Below are 20,147 nucleotides of genomic sequence, written 5' to 3'. Positions count from 1 at the left end.
CTGGTGCTGTCACTCGTCGTGCTGATCTCCGGTGGCGGATCCAATCTCCGCGCCCTCCTCGAAGCCTCACGCGACGCGGATTTCCCCGCTCGCGTCATCGCCGTCGGTGCCGATCGGGAGGCTGACGGTCTCGCTCACGCCGAGGAGTTCGGCATCCCGTCGTTCACCGTCCCCTACTCGTCCTTCGACTCACGGGCGGAGTGGGGCGCAGCCCTCCTCGAGCAGATCCGGGTCTGGAACCCGGACGTCCTCGTCCTCAGCGGCCTCATGCGCCTCCTGCCACCCGTGGTCGTCGACGCCCTCTCGCCGCGCATCATCAACACGCACCCCGCGTACCTCCCCGAGTTCCCGGGTGCGCACGGCGTCCGGGACGCCCTGGCGGCAGGCGCCTCGCAGACCGGGGCATCGATCATCGTCGTCGACAACGGCGTCGACGCGGGACCGATCATCTCGCAGGAGCGCGTCCCCGTCCTGCCCGAAGACACGGAGCACAGCCTCCACGAGCGGATCAAGCCGGTGGAGCGTCGACTCCTCGTCCAGGCCGTCCGCGACCTCGCCACCGGAACCATCGACCTCGAGGCGCTCTCCACGGCGTCCCGCCCGCCAGCAGAAGGAGCACCCCAGTCATGAGCGGTCCCAGCCACGACCACAGCCTCTACCGCGAACGCGACCTCGTCCCCGTCCGCCGGGCGCTGATCTCGGTCAGCGACAAGACCGGGCTGCTCGAGCTCGCCGGCGCACTCGCCGCAGCGGGCGTCGAGATCGTCTCCACCGGGTCCACCGCGGCGACCATCCGCGGTGCGGGCCACACGGTGACCGATGTGTCCGAGGTCACCGGATTCCCCGAGTCGCTCGACGGTCGGGTCAAGACCCTGCACCCCTCGGTGCACGCCGGACTCCTCGCCGACCTGCGGCTCGAATCCCACGAGGCCCAGCTCGCCGAGCTCGGCATCGAGCCGTTCCAGCTCGTCGTCGTGAACCTGTACCCCTTCGTCGAGACGGTCGCGAGCGGCGCAGCCGGTGACGACGTCGTCGAGCAGATCGACATCGGTGGACCGGCGATGGTGCGCGCCTCGGCGAAGAACCACGCCAACGTCGCGATCGTGGTCTCTCCCGAGCGCTACGGGCTGATCACCGAGGCCGTCGCCGCCGGCGGCACCACGCTCGCTCAGCGTCGCTCGCTCGCCGCGCAGGCCTTCGACCACACCGCCTCCTACGACGCGGCTGTGTCCGCGTGGTTCGCGAGCACGGAGACGACCGCAGCCGAGGCCTTCCCCAGCACGCTGACCGTCACCGGTCGTCGCGAGGCGGTGCTGCGCTACGGCGAGAACTCGCACCAGGCCGCGGCGCTGTACGTCCGTCCGGGCGGTGCCGGGATCGCCCAGGCGACGCAGTTGCACGGCAAGGAGATGTCGTACAACAACTACGTCGACGCCGACGCGGCAGTCCGCGCGGCCTACGACTTCGCCAACCCCGCCGTCGCGATCATCAAGCACGCGAACCCGTGCGGTATCGCCTTCGCGAACCCGAAGGCACCCGACCCGATCGCCTCGGCCCACCGTCGGGCGCACGAGTGCGACCCGGTCTCCGCCTTCGGCGGCGTCATCGCGGCCAACCGCGTCGTGACCCTCGGCATGGCCGAGACGGTCAAGGAGATCTTCACCGAGGTGCTCGTCGCCCCGGGGTTCGAGGACGCCGCGCTCGAGGTGCTCAAGACGAAGAAGAACCTGCGGCTCCTGCAGCTGCCGGAGGACTTCGTGCGCGAGGACCGCGAGGTCCGGCAGATCTCGGGTGGCCTGCTCTACCAGGACGCGGACCGCTTCGCCGACGACCCCCAGGACACCGCCAAGGGCTGGACGCTCGTCACTGGCGAACCCGCCGACGACGACACCCTGCTCGACCTCATCTTCGCGTGGAAGGCGTGCCGCTCGGTGAAGTCCAACGGCATCCTGCTCGCCAAGGGGAGCGCGAGCGTGGGCGTCGGCATGGGGCAGGTCAACCGCGTCGACTCCTGCCACCTCGCCGTGAGCCGAGCCGGTGACCGTGCCGCGGGTTCCGTCGCGGCCTCGGACGCCTTCTTCCCGTTCGCCGACGGCCTGCAGGTCCTGCTCGACGCCGGTGTGCGCGCGGTCGTGCAGCCCGGTGGTTCCGTCCGCGACGAAGAGGTCATCGCTGCGGCCGAAGCCGCCGGCGTGACCATGTACTTCACGGGGGAGCGTCACTTCTTCCACTAGGCCGTGCCGCCCGCCCCTGTGGGGGTTCTGGGCAGGCTCCTGGTGATCTCCCAGCGGCGTCGGGCCCCCGTGGCCCGACGCCGCTGTGTCGTTGAGCTACGGTTGTCGAATGACTGCCACCTGGAGCCGCAAGCTCATCGCATCCGCCGCCGCCGCCGTCGCGACCATCGTCGTGGGCTTCCTGGGGGTCATGTTCGTCACGTTCGTCGGCTACCAGTTCGCCGGGACGATCTTCGCCCAGGCGAGTCCGTACTTCTTCGAGAGCACGATCATCACCTTCGTGCTGCTGCTGATCGTGGGCGTCGTCGGCCTCTACCGGTACCGACTCCTCGCCCTGCTGGGCGGCGCCGCCCTCGCCGTCATCGGAGCGCTCCTCGGGCTCATCGTCCAGGTGGCGACGACGGGGCAGCCCATCGACAGCACCGTGCTGCCTTCTGCCTCGTAGTGCTCGAGCGCGCGATCCTCGTGCCCCGTCGGAGGGAGACCGCCCGACCGGACGACCCGCCACCAGGGCACGGCGTGCCCGTACTGCGCCATCACACGACCGACGCCGCGCGCGGACTTCGACCCGATGATCGACGCGACCTGGCCGTAGCTCAGGGCGCAACCCTCGGGGATGTCGGCGACGACGGCCAGTACGGCCTCGGCGAACGCCTCAGCCGAGTCCGTCGGTGACGACCCGCTCACGGCCTCAGAGACTGATGCTGCCGATGGTCTCGCCGTACTGGGTCTCGCCGACGGGGGTGAACCCGACGCGGAGGAAGAACGCCTCCGGACCGAGATCACCGGGCTCGTAGATGACGTTGACGTGGTCGAAGTCACGCTGCTTGGCCTCCTCGATGAGCGAGGCCACCGCGAACCGGCCGACGCCCCGGCCCTGGTCGTCGGCGTCGACGTTGATGCGCCACAGGGCGGAGCGGAACTCCTCCTGCGTCGACTCGTGGTCGAAGTTGGCGGAGATGAAGCCGACGACCTCGTCGCCGTCGAGGATGACGCGCTGCCAGGAGGTGGCGGGGTTCACGACCGCGGCGGCGACCGCGTAGGACACCGGGGCGATGAACTGCTCCTGCCCGGGTTTCATGGTGAGCGCGTTGACCGCCACGATCTTCGATGCGGACAGTTCTTCCAGACGCAGCTCAGCCATGTCCTTAGGCTAACCGGTCGAGCCGACCGCGGATAGTCCGGCCCCCGGGCGACACGCGGTGACCGCCGACTTCCACGGCCGACCCACAGCTGGGGTCGTGGACGGAACCAGGCCATCCGCAACTGTCTCGATGTCAAGAGACCTGGCGGGTCTTGTAAGCTAGGGCGTGGCCGTGCCGTCCACCTTTCGGATGCGGTCTCCTCCATGCCATGCGGAGCACTCCACCGCGTGCGCACCTCCGTAGGCCGCTCGGCTCAGGGCGGCATCAGAAAGGACAACCAGTGTCGAAGATCAAGGTCGAAGGCACCGTCGTCGAACTCGACGGCGATGAGATGACTCGCATCATCTGGCAGTTCATCAAGGACTCGCTCATCCACCCCTACCTCGATGTGAACCTCGAGTACTACGACCTCGGCATCGAGAAGCGTGACGAGACGGACGACCAGATCACGATCGACGCCGCACACGCCATCCAGAAGCACGGCGTCGGCGTCAAGTGCGCGACCATCACCCCCGACGAGGCCCGTGTCGAGGAGTTCGGTCTCAAGAAGATGTGGCGGAGCCCGAACGGCACCATCCGCAACATCCTCGGCGGCGTCATCTTCCGCGAGCCCATCATCATCTCGAACATCCCGCGTCTCGTGCCCGGGTGGAACAAGCCGATCATCATCGGCCGCCACGCGTTCGGCGACCAGTACCGCGCGACCGACTTCCTGTTCAAGGGCGAGGGCAAGCTCACGGTCGAGTTCACGCCCGACGACGGTTCGGAGCCGCAGAAGTTCGAGGTCTTCCAGTCGCCCGGCGACGGCATCGCACAGGTGCAGTACAACCTCGACGCGTCGATCCGCGACTTCGCGCGTGCGAGCCTCAACTACGGCCTGAACCGCAACTACCCGGTGTACCTCTCCACGAAGAACACCATCCTCAAGGCCTACGACGGCCGGTTCAAGGACATCTTCCAGGAGATCTTCGACGCGGAGTTCAAGGAGCGGTTCGAGGCTGCCGGCATCACCTACGAGCACCGACTCATCGATGACATGGTCGCCTCGGCCATGAAGTGGGAGGGCGGTTACGTCTGGGCCTGCAAGAACTACGACGGCGACGTGCAGTCCGACACCGTGGCGCAGGGCTTCGGCTCGCTCGGTCTCATGACGAGCGTGCTGGCCACGCCCGACGGCAAGATCGTGGAGGCGGAGGCGGCACACGGCACCGTCACGCGCCACTACCGCCAGCACCAGCAGGGCAAGCCCACGTCGACGAACCCGATCGCCTCGATCTTCGCGTGGACCCGTGGCCTGCAGCACCGAGGCGTGCTCGACGGCAACCAGGAGCTCATCGAGTTCGCGGCGACCCTCGAGGACGTCGTCATCAAGACGGTCGAGTCCGGCGCCATGACGAAGGACCTCGCGCTCCTCGTCGGCCCCGACCAGGCCTACCAGACGACCGAGGAGTTCCTCGAGACCATCTCGGCGAACCTCAAGGCACGCCTGGCCTGATGACGTCGGCCTGACCGACAGCAGCACCACACGGACGGGGTCCGGGAGCACACGCTCCCGGGCCCCGTCCGCCGTTCGGGTCTCGACGCCGGTCCGGACGGTCGTGTTAGCGTCGATGGACCACCTCGACGACGAAGTGAGGACCATCGATGTCACCGATGACGAGAAGACAGTTGCTCGCCTGGGCTGCAGCGGGTGGTGCGACCGCGCTCCTGGCGGGCTGTTCCACCCCGGGGACGGTGTCGCCGAACACCGGTCCGACGATCGCCCCGGCAGCCGCCGGCGAACGGATCACGCTCACGTACTGGGCCTGGTTGAAGGACCTCCAGAAGGTCGCGGACGTCTGGAACGCCGACCACCCGAACGTGCAGGTCGAGGCGGTCTGGATCCCCGGAGGCAACGACGGCGGGTATCAGAAGCTCTACTCGGCGCTCGCCGCGGGTGGTGGTCCGGACCTCGCGCAGGTCGAGATGCGGACGCTCCCCGAGTTCCTGCTCGTGAACGGGTTGGTCGACCTCCGGCGCTACGGCGCGGACGAGGTCGCGTCGCGGTACAACGAGACCCTCTGGAACCAGGTCTCCTACGTCGACGGGGTCTACGGGATCCCACAGGACTCCGGTCCGATGGCGCTCTATTACCGCCCGGACCTGCTCGACCGGGTGGGCGCGAAGCCCCCGGCCACCTGGGACGAGTGGTTGCAGGTGGCGGGGGCGGTGCGCGAGGCCGACATGTACCTGGATTGCTTCGCCCTCGACGACGCCTCGTGGTTCGCGGCCATGGCGACCCAGGCCGGCGCGTCCTGGTTCCGCGTCGACGGCGACCGGTGGATCGTGGACATGACGGACGACGCGACCCTGGAGACGGCCAGATTCTTCGACCGGGCCATCGACGAGGGCGTCATGACCACCTCCTACAGTCAATTCTCACCGGCCTGGTTCGCCGCTGCGGCGAAGGACTCGATCGCGTCGCTCGCCGGAGCCAGCTGGGGAGACGCCCTCCTGCAGGGCGTCTCGGGGGCCGAGGGCAAGTGGCGGGTCGCGCCGTTGCCCCGGTGGGGGAGCGAGGGGTACGGCTCGACTTTCCAGGGCGGGTCCACGGCTGCCGTCCTGGCGAACAGCGCCCACCCGAGGGAGGCGCTCGAATTCGCCGTGTGGATGACCACGAGCGACGCCGGCATCGACGCCATGATCGAGCACTCCGGCATCGGGTGGTCGCCGAACGACGCCTACATCGGTGCCCGCCGACAGCAACCGAGCGAGTTCTTCGGTGGCCAGAACTACAACGAGGAGGTCTTCGTGCCGGCGGCCAAGGAACAGAACAACGAGTGGCAGTGGTGGCCACTCACCCAGCAGACCTTCAACATCCTCGCCGACGGGTTCCGGGCCAAGGCCTCGGGCGGCACCCTCGTGGACGCCGTGGTCCAGGGACAGCGCGACGTCATCACCGCCTTCCGCAACAAGGGCCTCCGGATCGAGGCGGCGTCGTGAGCGCCGTCACGGAACGCCCGGCGCGAGGTGTGGCGGACGACCCGTCGCGGTCGGGAGCGCAACGACGACGCCGGACCTCGGTCGCGGCTCCGTGGGTGCTCCTCGGACCGTTCCTGGCGCTCTTCGTCCTCACCTTCATCCTGCCGATCATCGTCGCGATCGGCAGCAGCTTCCTCCGGGTCTCACGGAAGGGCGTCTTCGGCGAGGAAGGTGTCACGACCGAGTTCGCGTGGTTCTCCAACTACGCCCAGGCCCTGGAGAACGGCAACTTCATCGCCTCGATCGGCCGGATGCTCCTCTTCGGCGTCGTGCAGGTCACGGTCATGATCGCCCTGTGCACCCTGCTGGCGCTCCTCCTCGAGTCCGCCTCCGCGAAATGGCCGGGCTTCTTCCGGGCCGTGTACTTCCTGCCCTACGGCATCCCCGGCGTGATCGCGACGATCCTCTGGTCGTTCCTCTACGTCCCGGGACTCAGCCCGATCATCGACATCGCCGGGGCGATGGGGATCGAGCTCGACTTCCTCGGCGCAGGCACCGTGCTCTGGTCCATCGCCAACATCGTGACGTGGACCTACACCGGCTACAACATGATGATCATCGTCGCCCAGTTGAAGGCCATCCCCGGCGAGGTGTACGAAGCCGCGAAGGTCGACGGCGCCGGCCCGTTCCGCGTCGCGATGAGCATCCAGCTCCCGCTCATCCGGCCGGCGCTCATCCTCACGACCGTGTTCTCCATCATCGGCACGCTCCAGCTCTTCGCCGAGCCCCAGGTGCTGCAGACCGTGTCGCCCGCGATCGACAACGAGTACACGCCGAACCTCAGCGCCTACACGACCGCGTTCGCCTACAACGACTACAACGTCGCCGCAGCGCAGGCGGTGCTCATCGCCGTTGTCGCGTTCGCGCTGTCGTTCATCTTCCTGCGTCTGACGTCGAGGAGGGCATCATGAGCGAGACCCGGAGCATCACGACCGCGACCTCGTCGAAGCGAGCCCAGCGGCTGAGCGATCAGCAGGGTCGGCCGGGTGGATCCAGGGCGATGCGGGTGCTCGTGACGGGCATCCTCGTCGTCGTCGCGGTCTACTTCCTGGTGCCGGTGTACTGGGTGGTGATCGCTGCGACCAAGAGCACCGAGGATCTGTTCGGCAGCAACGGCTTCCTCCTCGGCTCCGAGTTCTCATTGTGGTCGAACCTCCACGAGGTGCTCACCTACGACGGCGGCATCTTCGTCCGCTGGTTCGGCAACTCGGTGCTGTACGCGGGCGTGGGAGCACTCATCGCGACGTACCTCGCCGCCGCAGGGGGATACGCGCTCGCGAAGTACCGGTTCCGCGGGCGCAACCTCGTCTTCGGCGCCATCCTCGGTGGGGTCCTCGTGCCGGGGACGGCCACCGCGCTCCCGCTGTTCCTGCTCTTCAGTCAGATGGGGCTCGCGAACACGTACTGGTCGGTGCTCCTGCCGTCGCTCGTCTCGCCGTTCGGGTTGTTCCTCTGCCGGATCTACGCCGAAGCGACGATCGACGACTCGCTCATCGAGGCGGCACGGATCGACGGCGCGAGCGAGCTGCGGATCTTCCACACCGTGGGGCTGAAGATCCTCACGCCCGCGCTCGTGACCGTCTTCCTCTTCCAGCTGGTCGGCATCTGGAACAACTACTTCCTGCCGCTCGTCATGCTGTCCGACAGCACGCTGTACCCGATCACGCTGGGCCTCAACAACTGGCGGAGCCAGGTCGACCGCCTGCCGGAGTTCTACGAGCTGACGACCGGCGGCGCGCTGTTGTCGATCATCCCGTTGGCGATCGCGATGATCGTGCTGCAACGCTTCTGGCGTGGCGGGCTCACCGAGGGATCCGTGAAGTAGCCGTCGGACCGGAGACGGCGACGGGCCCCGGATCAGCCGATCCGGGGCCCGTCGTCAGTCGTGTCGAGCTAGAGGCTGCAGGTGTTGCCGAGCGTGGTGAACTAGTCCTGGAGCTTCGTGAGTGAATCGGTGAGCCCCGTCTGGTCGACGTTCTGCGGGTCGTCGACAGCCGTCTTCGCGACGTCGATGAAGTCGTTGAGCGCCTTCACCGAGTCGTTCGCCGCGGTCTTCACCTCGTCGTTGGTGACCTTGTCGGCCGCCGCCTTGAACGTTCCGGAGAAGTCGTCGAGCTGGGTGACGGCCGCCTCGGGGTCGGAGGACAGCGAGCTCAGGCCCGACTGCAGCTGCGAAGCCGACTCCGTCACCTCGGACTGGATGAGCTTGCATGCATCCTCTTTGCTCTGGGCGCCGCCGGCACAGCCGGTGAGGAGCAGGCCCGAGACGGCGATCGCGCCGAGGAATGCTGCTGCGTTCTTCTTCATGGTGGTGTGATTCCCCCGTGTTCGGTGCCCGTGGCGGGCCCGCCCGCGCGCTGCGGGTCGGCCTCCAGGCTACCCGGTCGAGCCCGCCACCCGCAGGCGTGCGCGGCCCGATCATCATGTGTGGTCGTCGTCGGCATGGACGCGAGCCCCGTTTATTTGTAAGCTTGGCGAACAAACCGGTGGTGCGAGCGGGTCGCATCACGGATCGAAGGAACCACAGCATGCAGACGCGCCACGACGCCCTCCGGAGACGAACCGCGTGAGGGTGGGACTCGACATCGGCGGCACGAAGACCGATGCCGTCGTCGTGACGGATGACGGCGCGCTCCTGCACCGGCTCAGGCTGGGCACCGGACGCGGTCCGGAAGCGGTCGTCGAAACCGCCGTCGAGGCCGTCAGTCGGCTCTCCGACGCCGTCGCGCGTCCGATCGACGCGTTCACGTCGGTCGGCGTCGGTATCCCCGGCCTCATCGTCCCGGGCACCGGCCGCGTGACCCACGCCGTCAACCTCGACGTGGAGGAACTCGAGCTCGGTGCGATCCTCGCCCAGCGCCTCGGCGTCCCCGTCGCCGTGGAGAACGATGTGAAGGCGGCCGCGCTCGGCGCCTGGCAGCTGCTCGACGGTTCCGGCACGATGGCCTACCTCAATCTGGGCACGGGCGTCGCCGCCGGCATCGTCACGGACGGCCGGCTCTGGCAGGGCTCGAGCGGGGTCGCCGGCGAGGTCGGGCATCTGTCGGTCGATCCGCTCGGCGACCGCTGCGGGTGCGGGCAGCGCGGGTGCGTCGAGACCATGGCCGCCGGTGGTGCGGTCTCCGCCGCCTGGGGAGCCGACGTGGCGCTGCCGGTGCTCGACCTCTTCGACCATGCCGACGCCGGTGACCCGCGGGCCATCGCGCTCCGCGCACGCCTCGGTCACGGAGCGGCCGCGGCCGTCCGCATCCTGACCCTCACCGTCGACGCCGACGACATCGTCCTCGGAGGAGGACTCACCGCTCTCGGCGAGCGACTGCTCGCCGTCATCCGCGAGGCTCTGGCCGAATCCGCCGCCGGGTCTCGATTCGTCGCATCATTGCAACTGGAACAGCGCGTGCGCCTCGTGCCGACGGGATCCCCCGTCGCGGCCATCGGCGCAGCGCTCGTGGGAAGAGGAGAATCGTCGCATGGCTGAAGTCGTGATCGTGGGGGACAGCGGTGCCGCAGGCGCCCTCGTCGCGGAGGCGATCGTCGCCCTGATCGAGGAGCGTCCAGACGCCGTCCTCGGACTGGCGACGGGTTCGACACCGCTCCCCGTCTATGAGGCGCTCGCCGCACGCTCGCAGGGCCTCGATCTCTCGCAGGTGCGCGGGTTCGCCCTCGACGAGTACGTCGGCCTGCCGGCCGGGCACCCCGAGTCGTACCGTTCCGTCATCACGCGTGAGGTCGTCGAGCCGCTCGGCCTCGCGCCCGAGCGCATCCAGGTGCCGAACGGTGCGGCCGAGACCATCCAGCACGCCGGCGCCGACTACGAAGCGGCGATCCAGGCCGCCGGCGGCGTCGACCTGCAGATCCTCGGCATCGGCACCGACGGCCACATCGGGTTCAACGAGCCGGGCTCGTCGTTCGCCTCGCTCACCCGCGTGAAGACCCTGACAGAGCAGACCCGCCGGGACAACGCACGGTTCTTCGACTCGATCGACGACGTACCCATGCACTGCATCACTCAGGGACTCGGCACCATCCTCCGTGCGAGACACCTCGTCCTCCTCGCCTTCGGTGCGGGGAAGGCCGCTGCGATCGCCGCTGCGCTCGAGGGGCCGCTCTCCGCGAACCTCCCCGGTTCGGCGGTGCAGCTGCACCCGCGCGCCACGGTGGTCCTCGACGAAGCGGCGGCGTCCGAGCTGCAGCACGCCGACTACTACCGCTACGCGTACGCCAACAAGCCCGCCTGGCAGGGCATCTGACGGCTCAGGCGACGCCCGCCAGGCGGAGGAGCGCCGTGGTGAGGGCTGCCGCGAGGACGATGACGACGAACGGCGCGTTCCTCCAGGCGAGGACGCCGGCGATCAGGACGCCCGAAAGTCGCGCGAATCCCGCGAACTGCTGGTCCTGGGTCAGGGCCGTGGTCGTGAGCACCGCCATGAGCAGGACGATGGCGGCGTCCGCGAGCAGCGTCTCGACCCGTTCCGAGACCTCGGCGCGGGTCCGCAGGAGTGGCCCGGCCAGGCGGAACGTGTAGGTGCCCACCGCGAGGATCAGGATCCCGACCAGCACGAGCATCGACTGGTTCACGCGGTGACCTCCGCCTTCGGCTGCTTCCGGCCGAAGCCGAAGAGGAGACCGACGAGCGACAACAGGACGGGGATCCCCGAAGGGAGGAACGGCGTCGCGGCGACGGCGACGACGGCGCCGACGAGCGCGGCTCGGCGCGTCCGGCGCTCGCGGAGGGCGGGGAAGATGAGGGCGAGCAGGACGGCGGGGAACATCACGTCGAGTCCGAAGGCGTCCGTGTCCTCGATCACCGTGCCGGCGAAGGCTCCGAGTGCCGCGCCCGCCGGCCAGCAGAGGAGGATGCCGAGGCCACACGCCCAGAACGCGGCGCGCTTCCGATCCAGGGTGTCCTGGTCGAGCGCGAAGACGACGGACTCGTCGTTGAGGAGGTGCGTCCCGAGCACGCGACGCCAGCCCGTACCGACGACCTCGTGGATCGCGAGGCCGAACGGCAGGTGACGGGCGTTCACGAGCAACCCTGCCAGGGCGGCGGTGAGCGGACTCCCGCCGGCCGCGACGATCCCGACGAACAGGATCTCCGATGCGCCGGCGAGGACGAGCAGGGCGAGCGCCAGCACGACCCAGGGCTGGATTCCCGAGTGCACGGCGACGGCTCCGTAGGAGATGCCGACCAGCCCGTCGGCGATGCAGACCAGCGCGATGGCCCGCGTGGTCGGCCGACCGAGGTGACTCCATATCGAACGCACGTACACTATATTGAACGTCGATCAAGCGTTCGTCAAATCGAACGCGTAACACTCTGGAGCGAACGCATGACGCAGGTCGAACCATCCGACGACGGAGCACCGCACGCCGCGGTCGCGGCGGCGCTGACCCGCGAGCGGCAGCGCACCGGCCTGTCACTCGCCGAGGTGGCCCGTCGGGCCGGGATCGCGAAGTCGACCTTGTCGCAGCTGGAGGCGGGGCTCGGGAACCCGAGTCTCGAGACCCTCTGGGCGCTCAGCGTCACCCTCGACGTCCCGTTCGCCCGCCTGGTCGAGCCGGTGCGGCGACCGGTCCAGGTGATCCGTGCCGGTGAGGGGCCGACCCTCGCCGCGTCCGGGGCGGATTACGTCGCGACGGTGCTGTCCGCGTGCCCGCCGAACGCCCGACGCGATATCTACCGCATCGTCGTCGAACCGGGGGAGCCGAGGCGTTCGGAGCCGCACATGCCGGGCGTCGTCGAGCACTGGATCCTCAGCACCGGTCGCGCGTCCGTCGGACCCGTCGGCGAGGAGGTCGAACTCGGACCGGGGGACTACCTCGCCCACGCCGGGGACGTGCCGCACGTCTTCGAGGCACTCGAGCCGGGTACGACCGCGGTGGTGGTCACCGAGCACGTCTGAGCACCTCGACAAGCTCGGTGACCGGGACCGCGCGACGGGTGCTCAGCCGTCGATGACGTGCACGAGCTCGTCGATGAAGCCGGCGAAGTCCTCGGAACGGCGGATGATCCGGGCGACGCTCGAGCGCTCGGAGAACACCTCGACGAACTGGTCGAACACCGTCTGGAACGCGGCACGACCCGATTCGCTGAACGCCACGAGTGCGACGACGCTCACGCGCGCTCCGCCCCACTCCATCGGCGTCTCGTTCACGGCGATCGCGATGGCCGTCGAGTGCGCGGTCATGGCCATGGCGTGCGGCACGGCCAGGGTGTCGGTGAACGCCGTCGACGACATGCGCTCCCGCTCGATCGCCGCGGTGAGGTAGCTCTCGTCGATGATCCCCCGGGCGATCATGCGCTCGCCGAGCAGGCGGATCATGCCCTCCTCGTCCTCGGCATGCGCGTTCCGGAGGAAGAGGTCCGGGTGGAAGTACTGCAGCAGTTCGTCGGTGATCTCCGACAAGCGGGACGATCGACGGACGCGGCTGACCGCGGTGCGGACGCGCTCAACGTCGGCCGCGGTGAGGAACGGTTGGATGACGACGATGCCGTCGGCAGGGGCTGGTGGCTCGATCGTCGTGAGCACGAGGTCGGTGTCGATGGCGGCCCAGTCGACATCGGTGCGGGTGATGACGGATCGGACGTCGAGGACGTCGCCCAGCTGCGATTCGACGCGTCGGCGCAGCACCTCGTGCATGTCGTAGTAGCCGGCGGAGACGATCGTGGAGCCGAGCAGGGCCTCCTTGCGGGCCTTCTGCTCGAGCTGGGCGCCGACGTGCATCGCGATGTAGGCGATCTCGTCGTCGTTGATGATGATCGAGCCGTGCCGCTGCAGTTGGCTGGCGATGAAGACCGCGAGCTCGTAGATCATCGGGTACGAGGTCTTGATCGAGCGGGTCAGCGGATTGCGCGAGTAGGACTGGTCCTGCGCACGACGGATGAGGTTCTGGACGTGGAGGGTGAGCCGGACGATGAAGTCCTCGTCGGAGAGGTCGACGAGGTACTCGCGGCCGGCACGGTCGACGGCCTGACGGACGGCGGCGAGGTCGTCCTGGTTGACGTAGTCGTCGACGAGGACCTCGGCGGGAGCCCCGCTGCCCGGCGTGACCACCCGCGTCACGAGCAGGTAGCTGAGGTAGACGAGGTCGCCCTCGCCGAGTGTGACGTGGAAGTGGGCGTCGACGAGCCGCGCCAGATCCTCCGCGACCGCCTCGACCTCCGGGGAGCGCGGAGCATGGTCTGCGGGTTCCGCCGGACGGTCCTTCGTGACCCGGTCGATGGCGATCGCGATGTGGAGCAGGACGTTCGCGATGCCGTACTCGTTGACGTAGTACCCGCGCGCGGTCAACGCCTCGAGCAGCTCGCCCTTGAACGGGCTGAACTCGTTCGGCGCGAACGCGCGTTGGAGCGCCTCGAGTTCGACGATGCCGCGATCGGTCTCGTCGCGGAACATCCGGCTGAGGAGACGTCTCCGCTCCGTCTCGCCGCCCGCCATCGTCACCGTCGATCCGGAACGGTCGAGCGTGAGGGAGGTGTCGGCGAGCATGGCACGGACCCGGCCCAGGTCGCCCTCGACGGTCGACTCGCTGACGTGGAGCCGCTGTGCCGTCTCGTGCACGTCGATTCCCGAGGGGGCACTGATGAGCAGCCGGACGAGCCCGTACAGCCGATCCCGCGGGGTCTCCGATTCGAACGCCGATGCGGCTCGTCGCCGGTAGACCGCATAGCCGTCGGCGTTCAGCCGATACCCGTTCGGCCCGGACTCGACGACATCGTGCGGAGCGGTGCGCGTGTTGACCGCCGTGACGTAGCTGCGGACGCTGCGCGGTGTGACGCCGAGCACCTCCGCGACCTCCGTGGCCGTCGTCCAACCGTCCCGTCCCGCGAGGTAGCCGAGCATGCGGTCGTGTTTCTCGCGTGCCACGATGCCCTCTCCGTCGGTCGGCCGTCGCGCGGTCCGGGCGAACCGCTCCACCGAGTCAACCACCTTCCCGGCTGCTTCCGCGCGTTCGACGACCTTTCCGCCCCGGCGGAAGAGCTTCTGGTGGAGCCGCGAGGGGCGCGACGGAATGATGGGTTGGTAGGCAATCGGCGGTTCTGGAGAAGGTTCGATGAAGATCCTGGTGATTTGCGGCGCGGGTGCGTCGAGCACGTTCATGGCCCAACGCCTGCGTCGCGCAGCAGCCGACCGATCGATCGACGTCTCCGTCGCAGCCGGTGCCGAATCACAGGTCCTCGGCGGCACGATCGCCCTCGACGGTGTCGACGTCCTGCTCGTCGGCGCCCACCTCGCCGACCACGAAGCCGCGCTGCGCGCTGCGGCCGAGCCCACCGGCACCGCGGTCGCCGTCCTGCCCGGCGACGTCTTCGGCGTCGAGGGTGGCGCGCGAGCCCTCGAACTCGTCCTCTCGATCCAATCACCAACCAGGAGGTAACCCCATGGCAACTCGAACCGTCCGCATCGGCTCGTCGCACGGCCTGCATGCCAGGCCCGCGAAGCTGTTCACGCAGGCTGCGAAGGACGCCGGGGTCCCGGTGACGATCGCGAAGGGCAGCGGCAAGCCCGTCAACGCGGCGAGCATCCTCGGCGTAATCGCGCTCGCCGTCGAGCACGGCGACTACGTGACCCTGTCCGTCGACGGCGAGGGCGCCGCAGCCGAGGGCACCCTCGACACGCTCTCCGAGCTCCTGGTGACCGACCATGACGAGCAGTAGTCCGATGACCGCGTTCCAGGGCATCGGTATCGGCCAGGGCGTCGCCGTCGGCCCGGTGGCCCGGATGGCCGACCCGCTCCCCGCGCCCGCCGACGTCGCCAGCACCCTCGACCTCGCGACCGAGACCGAGCGCGCGAACACCTCCCTCGCCGCGGTCGCCCGCGAGCTCGAGGCCCGAGGCGCCGCCGCCGGTGGTGCCGCTCGTGACGTCCTCGAGGCCCAGGCGATGATGGCGGAGGACCCGACCCTCGCCGAGGAGATCGCCACGCGGCTCGCGGACGGCAAGACCGCCGAGTGGGCCGTCCACGCGGCCTTCGCCTCGTTCCGCGACCAGCTCGCTGCGATGGGCGGCTACCTCGGGGAGCGCGCCGCCGACCTCGACGACGTGTCGCAGCGGGTCATCGCCGACCTCATGGGCGTGCCGGCCCCCGGCGTCCCCTCGCCCGGCCACCCGTTCATCCTCGTCGCCCGCGACCTCGCGCCGGCCGACACCGCACTGCTCGACCTCGACCTGGTCCTCGGCCTCGTCACCAGCGACGGCGGCCCGACTTCGCACACGGCGATCCTCGCCCGCGAGAAGTCGATCGTCGCGATCGTCGGCGTCGTCGGAGCAGCCGAGCTGACCGACGGCACGACCCTCGTCGTCGACGCGGCAGCCGGTGAAGTCACGGTCGATCCGACCCCCGAGCTCGTCGCCGCCACGGAGCAGCGCATCGCCGACCGCCTCGCGCTCGTGAACGCACCGGTCGTCCCCGGTGCGTTGGCCGACGGCACCCCCGTGCCGCTGCTCGCGAACCTGGGCTCGGCCGAGCACGCCGACGCCGCCGCGGAGCTCGGCGCCGAGGGCGTCGGCCTCTTCCGCACCGAGTTCCTCTTCCTCGACCAGGCGCTCGCGCCGACGGTCGAGCAGCAGCGGGCGCACTACGAGAAGCTCCTGAACGCCTTCCCCGGCCAGAAGGTCGTCGTGCGCGTCCTCGACGCCGGTGCCGACAAGCCGTTGGCGTTCCTGAACGACGCGCACGAGGACAACCCGGCGCTCGGACTCCGCGGCCTCCGTGCGTTGCGGGCGAGCGAGGACATCCTGCGCGAGCAGCTCACGGCGCTCGCCCAGGCCGACGCCGCGACGGACGCCGACCTCTGGGTCATGGCCCCGATGGTGTCGACCGTCGAGGAGACGAAGTACTTCATGGCGATCGCCGCCGAGTACGGCCTGAAGACGCCCGGCGTCATGGTGGAGGTGCCGTCGAGCGCCCTCCTCGCCGACCGCGTCCTCGCCCACGCCGGATTCGCGTCGATCGGCACCAACGACCTCACGCAGTACACGCTCGCCGCGGACCGCCTGCTCGGTTCCGTCGGCGCGTTCCAGGACCCGTGGCACCCGGCGGTCCTCCGCCTCGTGCAGCTCGTCGGCGAAGCCGGCCAGCACCACGGCAAGCCGGTCGGCATCTGCGGCGAAGCAGCCGCCGACCCGCTCCTCGCCGTCGTCCTCGTCGGACTCGGCGCCACCACCCTGTCCATGTCACCGTCGGCGCTCGCCGACGTCCGTCACTCCCTCCAGCAGTACACGCTCGACGATGCCCGGCGCATCGCAGCAGCAGCACTGGCCGCCGACGGTGCGGCCGAAGCCAGGGCAGCGGCCACCGCTGCAACGACTCCCGAAATGAAAGAGGCAACATCATCATGACAACGACGTCTACTCCCAAGAAGCCGGGAGGTGCACGAGTCGGCGTTCAGCGATTCGGCACCTTCCTCTCCGGCATGGTCATGCCGAACATCGCGGCCTTCATCGCCTGGGGCCTCATCACCGCGTTCTTCATCGCGACCGGCTGGTTCCCGAACGGGATCCTCGGCGGCTTCGGCAACGCCGACCTCATCGGCTGGCAGGGTGCCGCGACGGCGCTCGCGCAGGCCGACGACGGCACGACCTTCCCGCAGTACGTCGGCCTCGTCGGCCCGATGATCACGTACCTGCTCCCACTGCTCATCGCGAACACCGGTGGCCGCATGATCTACGGTGAGCGTGGCGGCGTCGTCGCCTCCATCGCGACCATGGGTGTCATCGTCGGCAGCGCGATCCCGATGTTCATCGGTGCGATGATCATGGGCCCGCTCGCCGCGTGGCTCATGAAGCAGGTGGACCGCATCTGGGACGGCAAGATCAAGGCCGGCTTCGAGATGCTGGTCAACAACTTCTCCGCGGGTATCCTCGGAGCCCTCCTCGCCATCGGCGGCTTCTTCGGTATCGCACCGATCGTCACCGCGCTCAGCAGCTTCCTCGAGGGCATCGTCGACTGGCTCGTCGCCAACTCGCTCCTGCCGATCGCGAGCATCTTCATCGAGCCCGGCAAGATCCTCTTCCTCAACAACGCCATCAACCACGGTGTGCTGACCCCGCTCGGTGTCCAGCAGTCCGAGGAGACCGGCAAGTCGATCCTGTTCCTCCTCGAGGCGAACCCCGGTCCGGGCCTCGGCATCCTGCTCGCGTTCTGCTTCTTCGGCATCGGTCTCGCGAAGGCGTCGGCCCCCGGCGCGGTCATCATCCAGTTCTTCGGTGGCATCCACGAGATCTACTTCCCGTACGTGCTCATGAAGCCGATGCTGGTCCTGGCCGCGATCGGTGGCGGCATGGCCGGTGTGGCGACGAACGTCGCGTTCAACACGGGTCTCCGCGCCCCTGCCTCGCCCGGCAGCATCATCGCCGTGCTCATCCAGACCGCACCCGACAGCTACTTCGGCGTGATCCTGTCGGTCATCGTCGCCGCAGCCGTCTCGTTCGGGATCTCCGCGATCATCCTGCGGGCCAGCCGGAAGCGCGACCTCGAGAACGAGAACGCCGGTGACCTCTCGGCCGCCGTCGCCGCGACCGAAGCCGCCAAGGGCAAGAAGTCGAGCGTGCTCGGCAACCTCTCCGCCGGAAGCGCCGCAGCCGGTGCGGACGTCGTCGACGAGGGCGTCGTCACGACGCTCGAGCGCGGCCCGATCCGGAACATCGTCTTCGCCTGCGACGCCGGTATGGGTTCGAGTGCGATGGGCGCCTCGGTGCTCCGCAACAAGATCAAGAAGGCCGGCATCGACGAGATCACCGTCACCAACAAGGCGATCGCGAACCTCGCCGACGACGTCGACCTCGTCATCACCCAGCGCGAGCTGACGGAGCGCGCGAAGGAGAAGACCCCGAGTGCCGTGCACATGTCGGTCGACAACTTCATGAACTCTCCGAAGTACGACGAAGTGGTGGAGTTGCTCCGCGGAGAGGGAGCACACTAGCAACGGAACGATCCCGGGGCGCACGCGAAGGGCGTGCGCCCCGGGCTCCATCCAACGCCCTTCACCCGGCTCCGGACCGCACCGGCGGAGCCCCGCACGACGAATGCAGAGGAAGACATGTCGCAGGTACTGACCCAGGATCGGATCACCATCGTCACCGGGACGGTGACGCAGGAGGAGGCCATCCGCCGCGCTGCCGACGCCCTCGAAGCAGCCGGAGCCGTGACCGACGAGTACTTCGAGGCCATGCTCGCCCGCGAGCAGTCCGTGTCGACCTACATGGGCAACCTCCTCGCCATCCCGCACGGGACGAACGACGCGAAGGAGGCGGTCCGCGATTCCGCCCTATCGTTCACCCGCTACGAGACCCCCATCGACTGGGACGGCGACGAGGTCCGCTTCGTCGTCGGCATCGCCGGCAAGGACGGCGGGCACATGGAGATCCTCTCCAAGATCGCCATCATCTTCTCCGAGGACGACGAGGTCGCCAAGCTGCTCGCAGCCGAGACGCCTGAGGAGCTCTACGCGCTCCTGAGCGAGGTCAACGAGTGATGCGAGCCGTCCACTTCGGCGCCGGCAACATCGGGCGCGGCTTCGTCGGCCTGCTCCTCCACGAGGGCGGCTACGAGGTCGTCTTCGCGGACGTCAACGCCGAGCTCATCGATGCGATCGCCGCGGCCGACAGCTACACGGTGCACGAGGTGGGCGACGGCGCGAAGGACACGGTCGTCACCGGGTTCCGCGCGATCAACAGCGCCACCGACGAGGAGGCCCTCGTCCAGGAGATCGCCGCCGCCGAGGTGGTGACCACCGCCGTCGGGCCGACCATCCTGCGCTTCGTCGCTCCGGTCATCGCGCGTGGGATCGCCGCCCGTCCGGCCGACGCCGCTCCGCTCGCCGTCATGGCCTGCGAGAACGCGATCAACGCCACCGACCTCCTCGCCACCGAGGTGCGCCAGGCGGTCGGTGACGAGGCCTGGGCGTCGCTGTCGACCCGGGCCGTGTTCGCGAACACGGCCGTGGACCGCATCGTCCCGGGCCAGCCCGCCGGGCAGGGCATCGACGTGACCGTCGAGACCTTCTACGAGTGGGCCATCGAGACCCCGGCGTTCAACGGCTCGCTGCCGTCGATCCCCGGTGCCCACTTCGTCGATGAGCTCGCGCCGTACATCGAGCGGAAGCTCTTCACCGTGAACACCGGCCACGCCTCCGTCGCCTACTTCGGTGCGCGCGCCGGTATCGGGACCATCGCCGAAGCACTCGCCGAGCCGTCCATCGCCGTCGCCGTCGGTGCGGTGCTGGAGGAGACCTCCGCGCTGCTCGTCGCCAAGCACGGGCTCGACGTCGACGCGCAACGCGAGTACCGCGAGACGATCCTCCGTCGCTTCGCGAACGTGCACCTGCCCGACACCGTGGAACGCGTCGGTCGGCAGCCGCTGCGCAAGCTGAGCCGGACCGAGCGGTTCATCGGACCCGCCGCAGAGCTGGCGGAGCGCGGCATGGCCCACGACGCCCTCGTCTCGGCCATCGGTGCCGCGCTCGAGTTCGACGTCGCCGACGACGAGCAGAGTGTCCACCTGCAGGCGAAGCTCCACGAGCTCGCGCCGGGCACCTTCGTCGAGGAGGTCACCGGCCTCGCTCCCGAGCACCCGCTGGCTCCCGCGGTGCTCGCGCAGGTCGTCGCCCAACAGGCATCGCTCGCGTAACACCCTTCGACAGGCTCAGGGACCGGATCCGTCCGGACCCGGACCCTGGGCCTGTCGCCGTTCCCGGAGCCTGTTCCGGTCCCTGAGCCTGCCTCCGGCCGCCCGTCGTCGGTCC

21 protein-coding genes and 1 pseudogene are annotated in these 20,147 nt (G+C 69.0%); 16 read left to right on the top strand and 6 right to left on the bottom strand.

Annotated elements, in window-relative coordinates; translation table 11 throughout:
* Positions 1-3 precede the first annotated feature (3 nt).
* The 3 genes from purN to ACQ3HE_RS05580 all read left to right on the top strand — a co-directional run bounded on the left by purN (position 4) and on the right by ACQ3HE_RS05580 (position 2,679).
* Complete coding sequence (gene purN, locus ACQ3HE_RS05590; RefSeq protein ID WP_085510275.1) at positions 4-630, top strand: phosphoribosylglycinamide formyltransferase; 627 nt, start codon at positions 4-6, stop codon at positions 628-630.
* Positions 627-2,234, top strand: coding sequence for a bifunctional phosphoribosylaminoimidazolecarboxamide formyltransferase/IMP cyclohydrolase (gene purH / locus ACQ3HE_RS05585; RefSeq protein WP_159877997.1), 1,608 nt, complete (start codon positions 627-629; stop codon positions 2,232-2,234). Before purN ends, purH begins: the two co-directional genes overlap by 4 nt.
* Positions 2,235-2,343: 109 nt before the next feature.
* The gene (locus ACQ3HE_RS05580; protein WP_430891644.1) at positions 2,344-2,679 is read left to right on the top strand and encodes a hypothetical protein; all 336 of its coding nucleotides are present in this window, start codon (positions 2,344-2,346) and stop codon (positions 2,677-2,679) included.
* A gap of 47 nt (positions 2,680-2,726) precedes the next feature.
* On the opposite strand, the pseudogene ACQ3HE_RS05575 reads toward ACQ3HE_RS05580, so the two are convergent.
* Both ACQ3HE_RS05575 and ACQ3HE_RS05570 read right to left on the bottom strand, forming a co-directional pair.
* Positions 2,727-2,921: pseudogene (locus ACQ3HE_RS05575) on the bottom strand (MGMT family protein); the annotation flags it as partial.
* 4 nt (positions 2,922-2,925) lie between these two features.
* Positions 2,926-3,378, bottom strand: coding sequence for a GNAT family N-acetyltransferase (locus tag ACQ3HE_RS05570; protein WP_430891642.1), 453 nt, complete (start codon positions 3,376-3,378; stop codon positions 2,926-2,928).
* A gap of 281 nt (positions 3,379-3,659) precedes the next feature.
* Between ACQ3HE_RS05570 and ACQ3HE_RS05565 the strand changes: the two genes are divergently transcribed.
* The 4 genes from ACQ3HE_RS05565 to ACQ3HE_RS05550 all read left to right on the top strand — a co-directional run bounded on the left by ACQ3HE_RS05565 (position 3,660) and on the right by ACQ3HE_RS05550 (position 8,225).
* Positions 3,660-4,874: an NADP-dependent isocitrate dehydrogenase gene (locus ACQ3HE_RS05565; protein WP_064296642.1), complete on the top strand. Its 1,215-nt coding sequence runs from the start codon at positions 3,660-3,662 to the stop codon at positions 4,872-4,874.
* A 149-nt stretch (positions 4,875-5,023) separates the two neighbouring features.
* A complete protein-coding gene (locus ACQ3HE_RS05560) occupies positions 5,024-6,361 on the top strand; it encodes an ABC transporter substrate-binding protein (RefSeq protein ID WP_159878005.1) in 1,338 nt (445 codons plus the stop codon).
* Positions 6,358-7,311, top strand: a complete 954-nt coding sequence (locus ACQ3HE_RS05555) for a carbohydrate ABC transporter permease (RefSeq protein WP_370582582.1) — start codon at positions 6,358-6,360, stop codon at positions 7,309-7,311. Before ACQ3HE_RS05560 ends, ACQ3HE_RS05555 begins: the two co-directional genes overlap by 4 nt.
* 89 nt (positions 7,312-7,400) lie before the next feature.
* Complete coding sequence (locus tag ACQ3HE_RS05550) at positions 7,401-8,225, top strand: carbohydrate ABC transporter permease (protein WP_430891921.1); 825 nt, start codon at positions 7,401-7,403, stop codon at positions 8,223-8,225.
* 101 nt (positions 8,226-8,326) lie between these two features.
* On the opposite strand, the gene ACQ3HE_RS05545 is transcribed toward ACQ3HE_RS05550, so the two are convergent.
* Entirely contained in the window at positions 8,327-8,707 is a 381-nt protein-coding gene (locus ACQ3HE_RS05545) for a hypothetical protein (RefSeq protein WP_430891641.1), read from the bottom strand.
* Between the two features lie 259 nt (positions 8,708-8,966).
* Between ACQ3HE_RS05545 and ACQ3HE_RS05540 the strand changes: the two genes are divergently transcribed.
* Complete coding sequence (locus ACQ3HE_RS05540) at positions 8,967-9,878, top strand: ROK family protein (protein ID WP_430891639.1); 912 nt, start codon at positions 8,967-8,969, stop codon at positions 9,876-9,878.
* Complete coding sequence (locus ACQ3HE_RS05535) at positions 9,871-10,650, top strand: glucosamine-6-phosphate deaminase (protein ID WP_191940656.1); 780 nt, start codon at positions 9,871-9,873, stop codon at positions 10,648-10,650. Before ACQ3HE_RS05540 ends, ACQ3HE_RS05535 begins: the two co-directional genes overlap by 8 nt.
* A 4-nt stretch (positions 10,651-10,654) precedes the next feature.
* Here ACQ3HE_RS05535 and ACQ3HE_RS05530 read toward each other — a convergent pair whose 3' ends face one another.
* Positions 10,655-10,978: an AzlD domain-containing protein gene (locus ACQ3HE_RS05530; protein WP_430891637.1), complete on the bottom strand. Its 324-nt coding sequence runs from the start codon at positions 10,976-10,978 to the stop codon at positions 10,655-10,657.
* Positions 10,975-11,664: an AzlC family ABC transporter permease gene (locus ACQ3HE_RS05525; protein ID WP_430891635.1), complete on the bottom strand. Its 690-nt coding sequence runs from the start codon at positions 11,662-11,664 to the stop codon at positions 10,975-10,977. Before ACQ3HE_RS05525 ends, ACQ3HE_RS05530 begins: the two co-directional genes overlap by 4 nt.
* Positions 11,665-11,730: 66 nt before the next feature.
* Between ACQ3HE_RS05525 and ACQ3HE_RS05520 the strand changes: the two genes are divergently transcribed.
* Positions 11,731-12,303 carry a helix-turn-helix domain-containing protein gene (locus ACQ3HE_RS05520; protein ID WP_086474425.1) on the top strand — a complete coding sequence of 191 codons (573 nt, stop codon included), beginning with the start codon at positions 11,731-11,733 and terminating at the stop codon, positions 12,301-12,303.
* A gap of 42 nt (positions 12,304-12,345) precedes the next feature.
* Here ACQ3HE_RS05520 and ACQ3HE_RS05515 read toward each other — a convergent pair whose 3' ends face one another.
* Positions 12,346-14,268 carry a BglG family transcription antiterminator gene (locus tag ACQ3HE_RS05515; protein ID WP_430891633.1) on the bottom strand — a complete coding sequence of 641 codons (1,923 nt, stop codon included), beginning with the start codon at positions 14,266-14,268 and terminating at the stop codon, positions 12,346-12,348.
* A gap of 187 nt (positions 14,269-14,455) precedes the next feature.
* Between ACQ3HE_RS05515 and ACQ3HE_RS05510 the strand changes: the two genes are divergently transcribed.
* From ACQ3HE_RS05510 to ACQ3HE_RS05485, 6 genes are all read left to right on the top strand, one after another.
* The gene (locus ACQ3HE_RS05510; protein ID WP_071259442.1) at positions 14,456-14,779 is read left to right on the top strand and encodes a PTS sugar transporter subunit IIB; all 324 of its coding nucleotides are present in this window, start codon (positions 14,456-14,458) and stop codon (positions 14,777-14,779) included.
* 4 nt (positions 14,780-14,783) lie between these two features.
* Positions 14,784-15,059 (top strand): HPr family phosphocarrier protein, encoded by a 276-nt coding sequence (locus ACQ3HE_RS05505; RefSeq protein WP_064296634.1) that lies wholly within the window; start codon positions 14,784-14,786, stop codon positions 15,057-15,059.
* A 4-nt stretch (positions 15,060-15,063) separates the two neighbouring features.
* The gene (gene ptsP, locus ACQ3HE_RS05500) at positions 15,064-16,743 is read left to right on the top strand and encodes a phosphoenolpyruvate--protein phosphotransferase (protein ID WP_082916226.1); all 1,680 of its coding nucleotides are present in this window, start codon (positions 15,064-15,066) and stop codon (positions 16,741-16,743) included.
* Entirely contained in the window at positions 16,740-18,326 is a 1,587-nt protein-coding gene (locus ACQ3HE_RS05495; RefSeq protein WP_085510292.1) for a PTS mannitol transporter subunit IIBC, read from the top strand. Before ptsP ends, ACQ3HE_RS05495 begins: the two co-directional genes overlap by 4 nt.
* Positions 18,327-18,443: 117 nt before the next feature.
* Positions 18,444-18,878 (top strand): PTS mannitol transporter subunit IIA, encoded by a 435-nt coding sequence (locus ACQ3HE_RS05490; protein ID WP_064296632.1) that lies wholly within the window; start codon positions 18,444-18,446, stop codon positions 18,876-18,878.
* Positions 18,878-20,032, top strand: coding sequence for a mannitol-1-phosphate 5-dehydrogenase (locus ACQ3HE_RS05485; protein ID WP_430891632.1), 1,155 nt, complete (start codon positions 18,878-18,880; stop codon positions 20,030-20,032). Before ACQ3HE_RS05490 ends, ACQ3HE_RS05485 begins: the two co-directional genes overlap by 1 nt.
* Positions 20,033-20,147: the final 115 nt, after the last annotated feature.

It is taken from the genome of Plantibacter auratus, from assembly GCF_050587365.1.
GTDB lineage: Bacteria > Actinomycetota > Actinomycetes > Actinomycetales > Microbacteriaceae > Plantibacter > Plantibacter auratus.
Note: the sequence above shows the minus strand (reverse complement) of the source record. Positions and strands in the feature narration are given on the sequence as shown.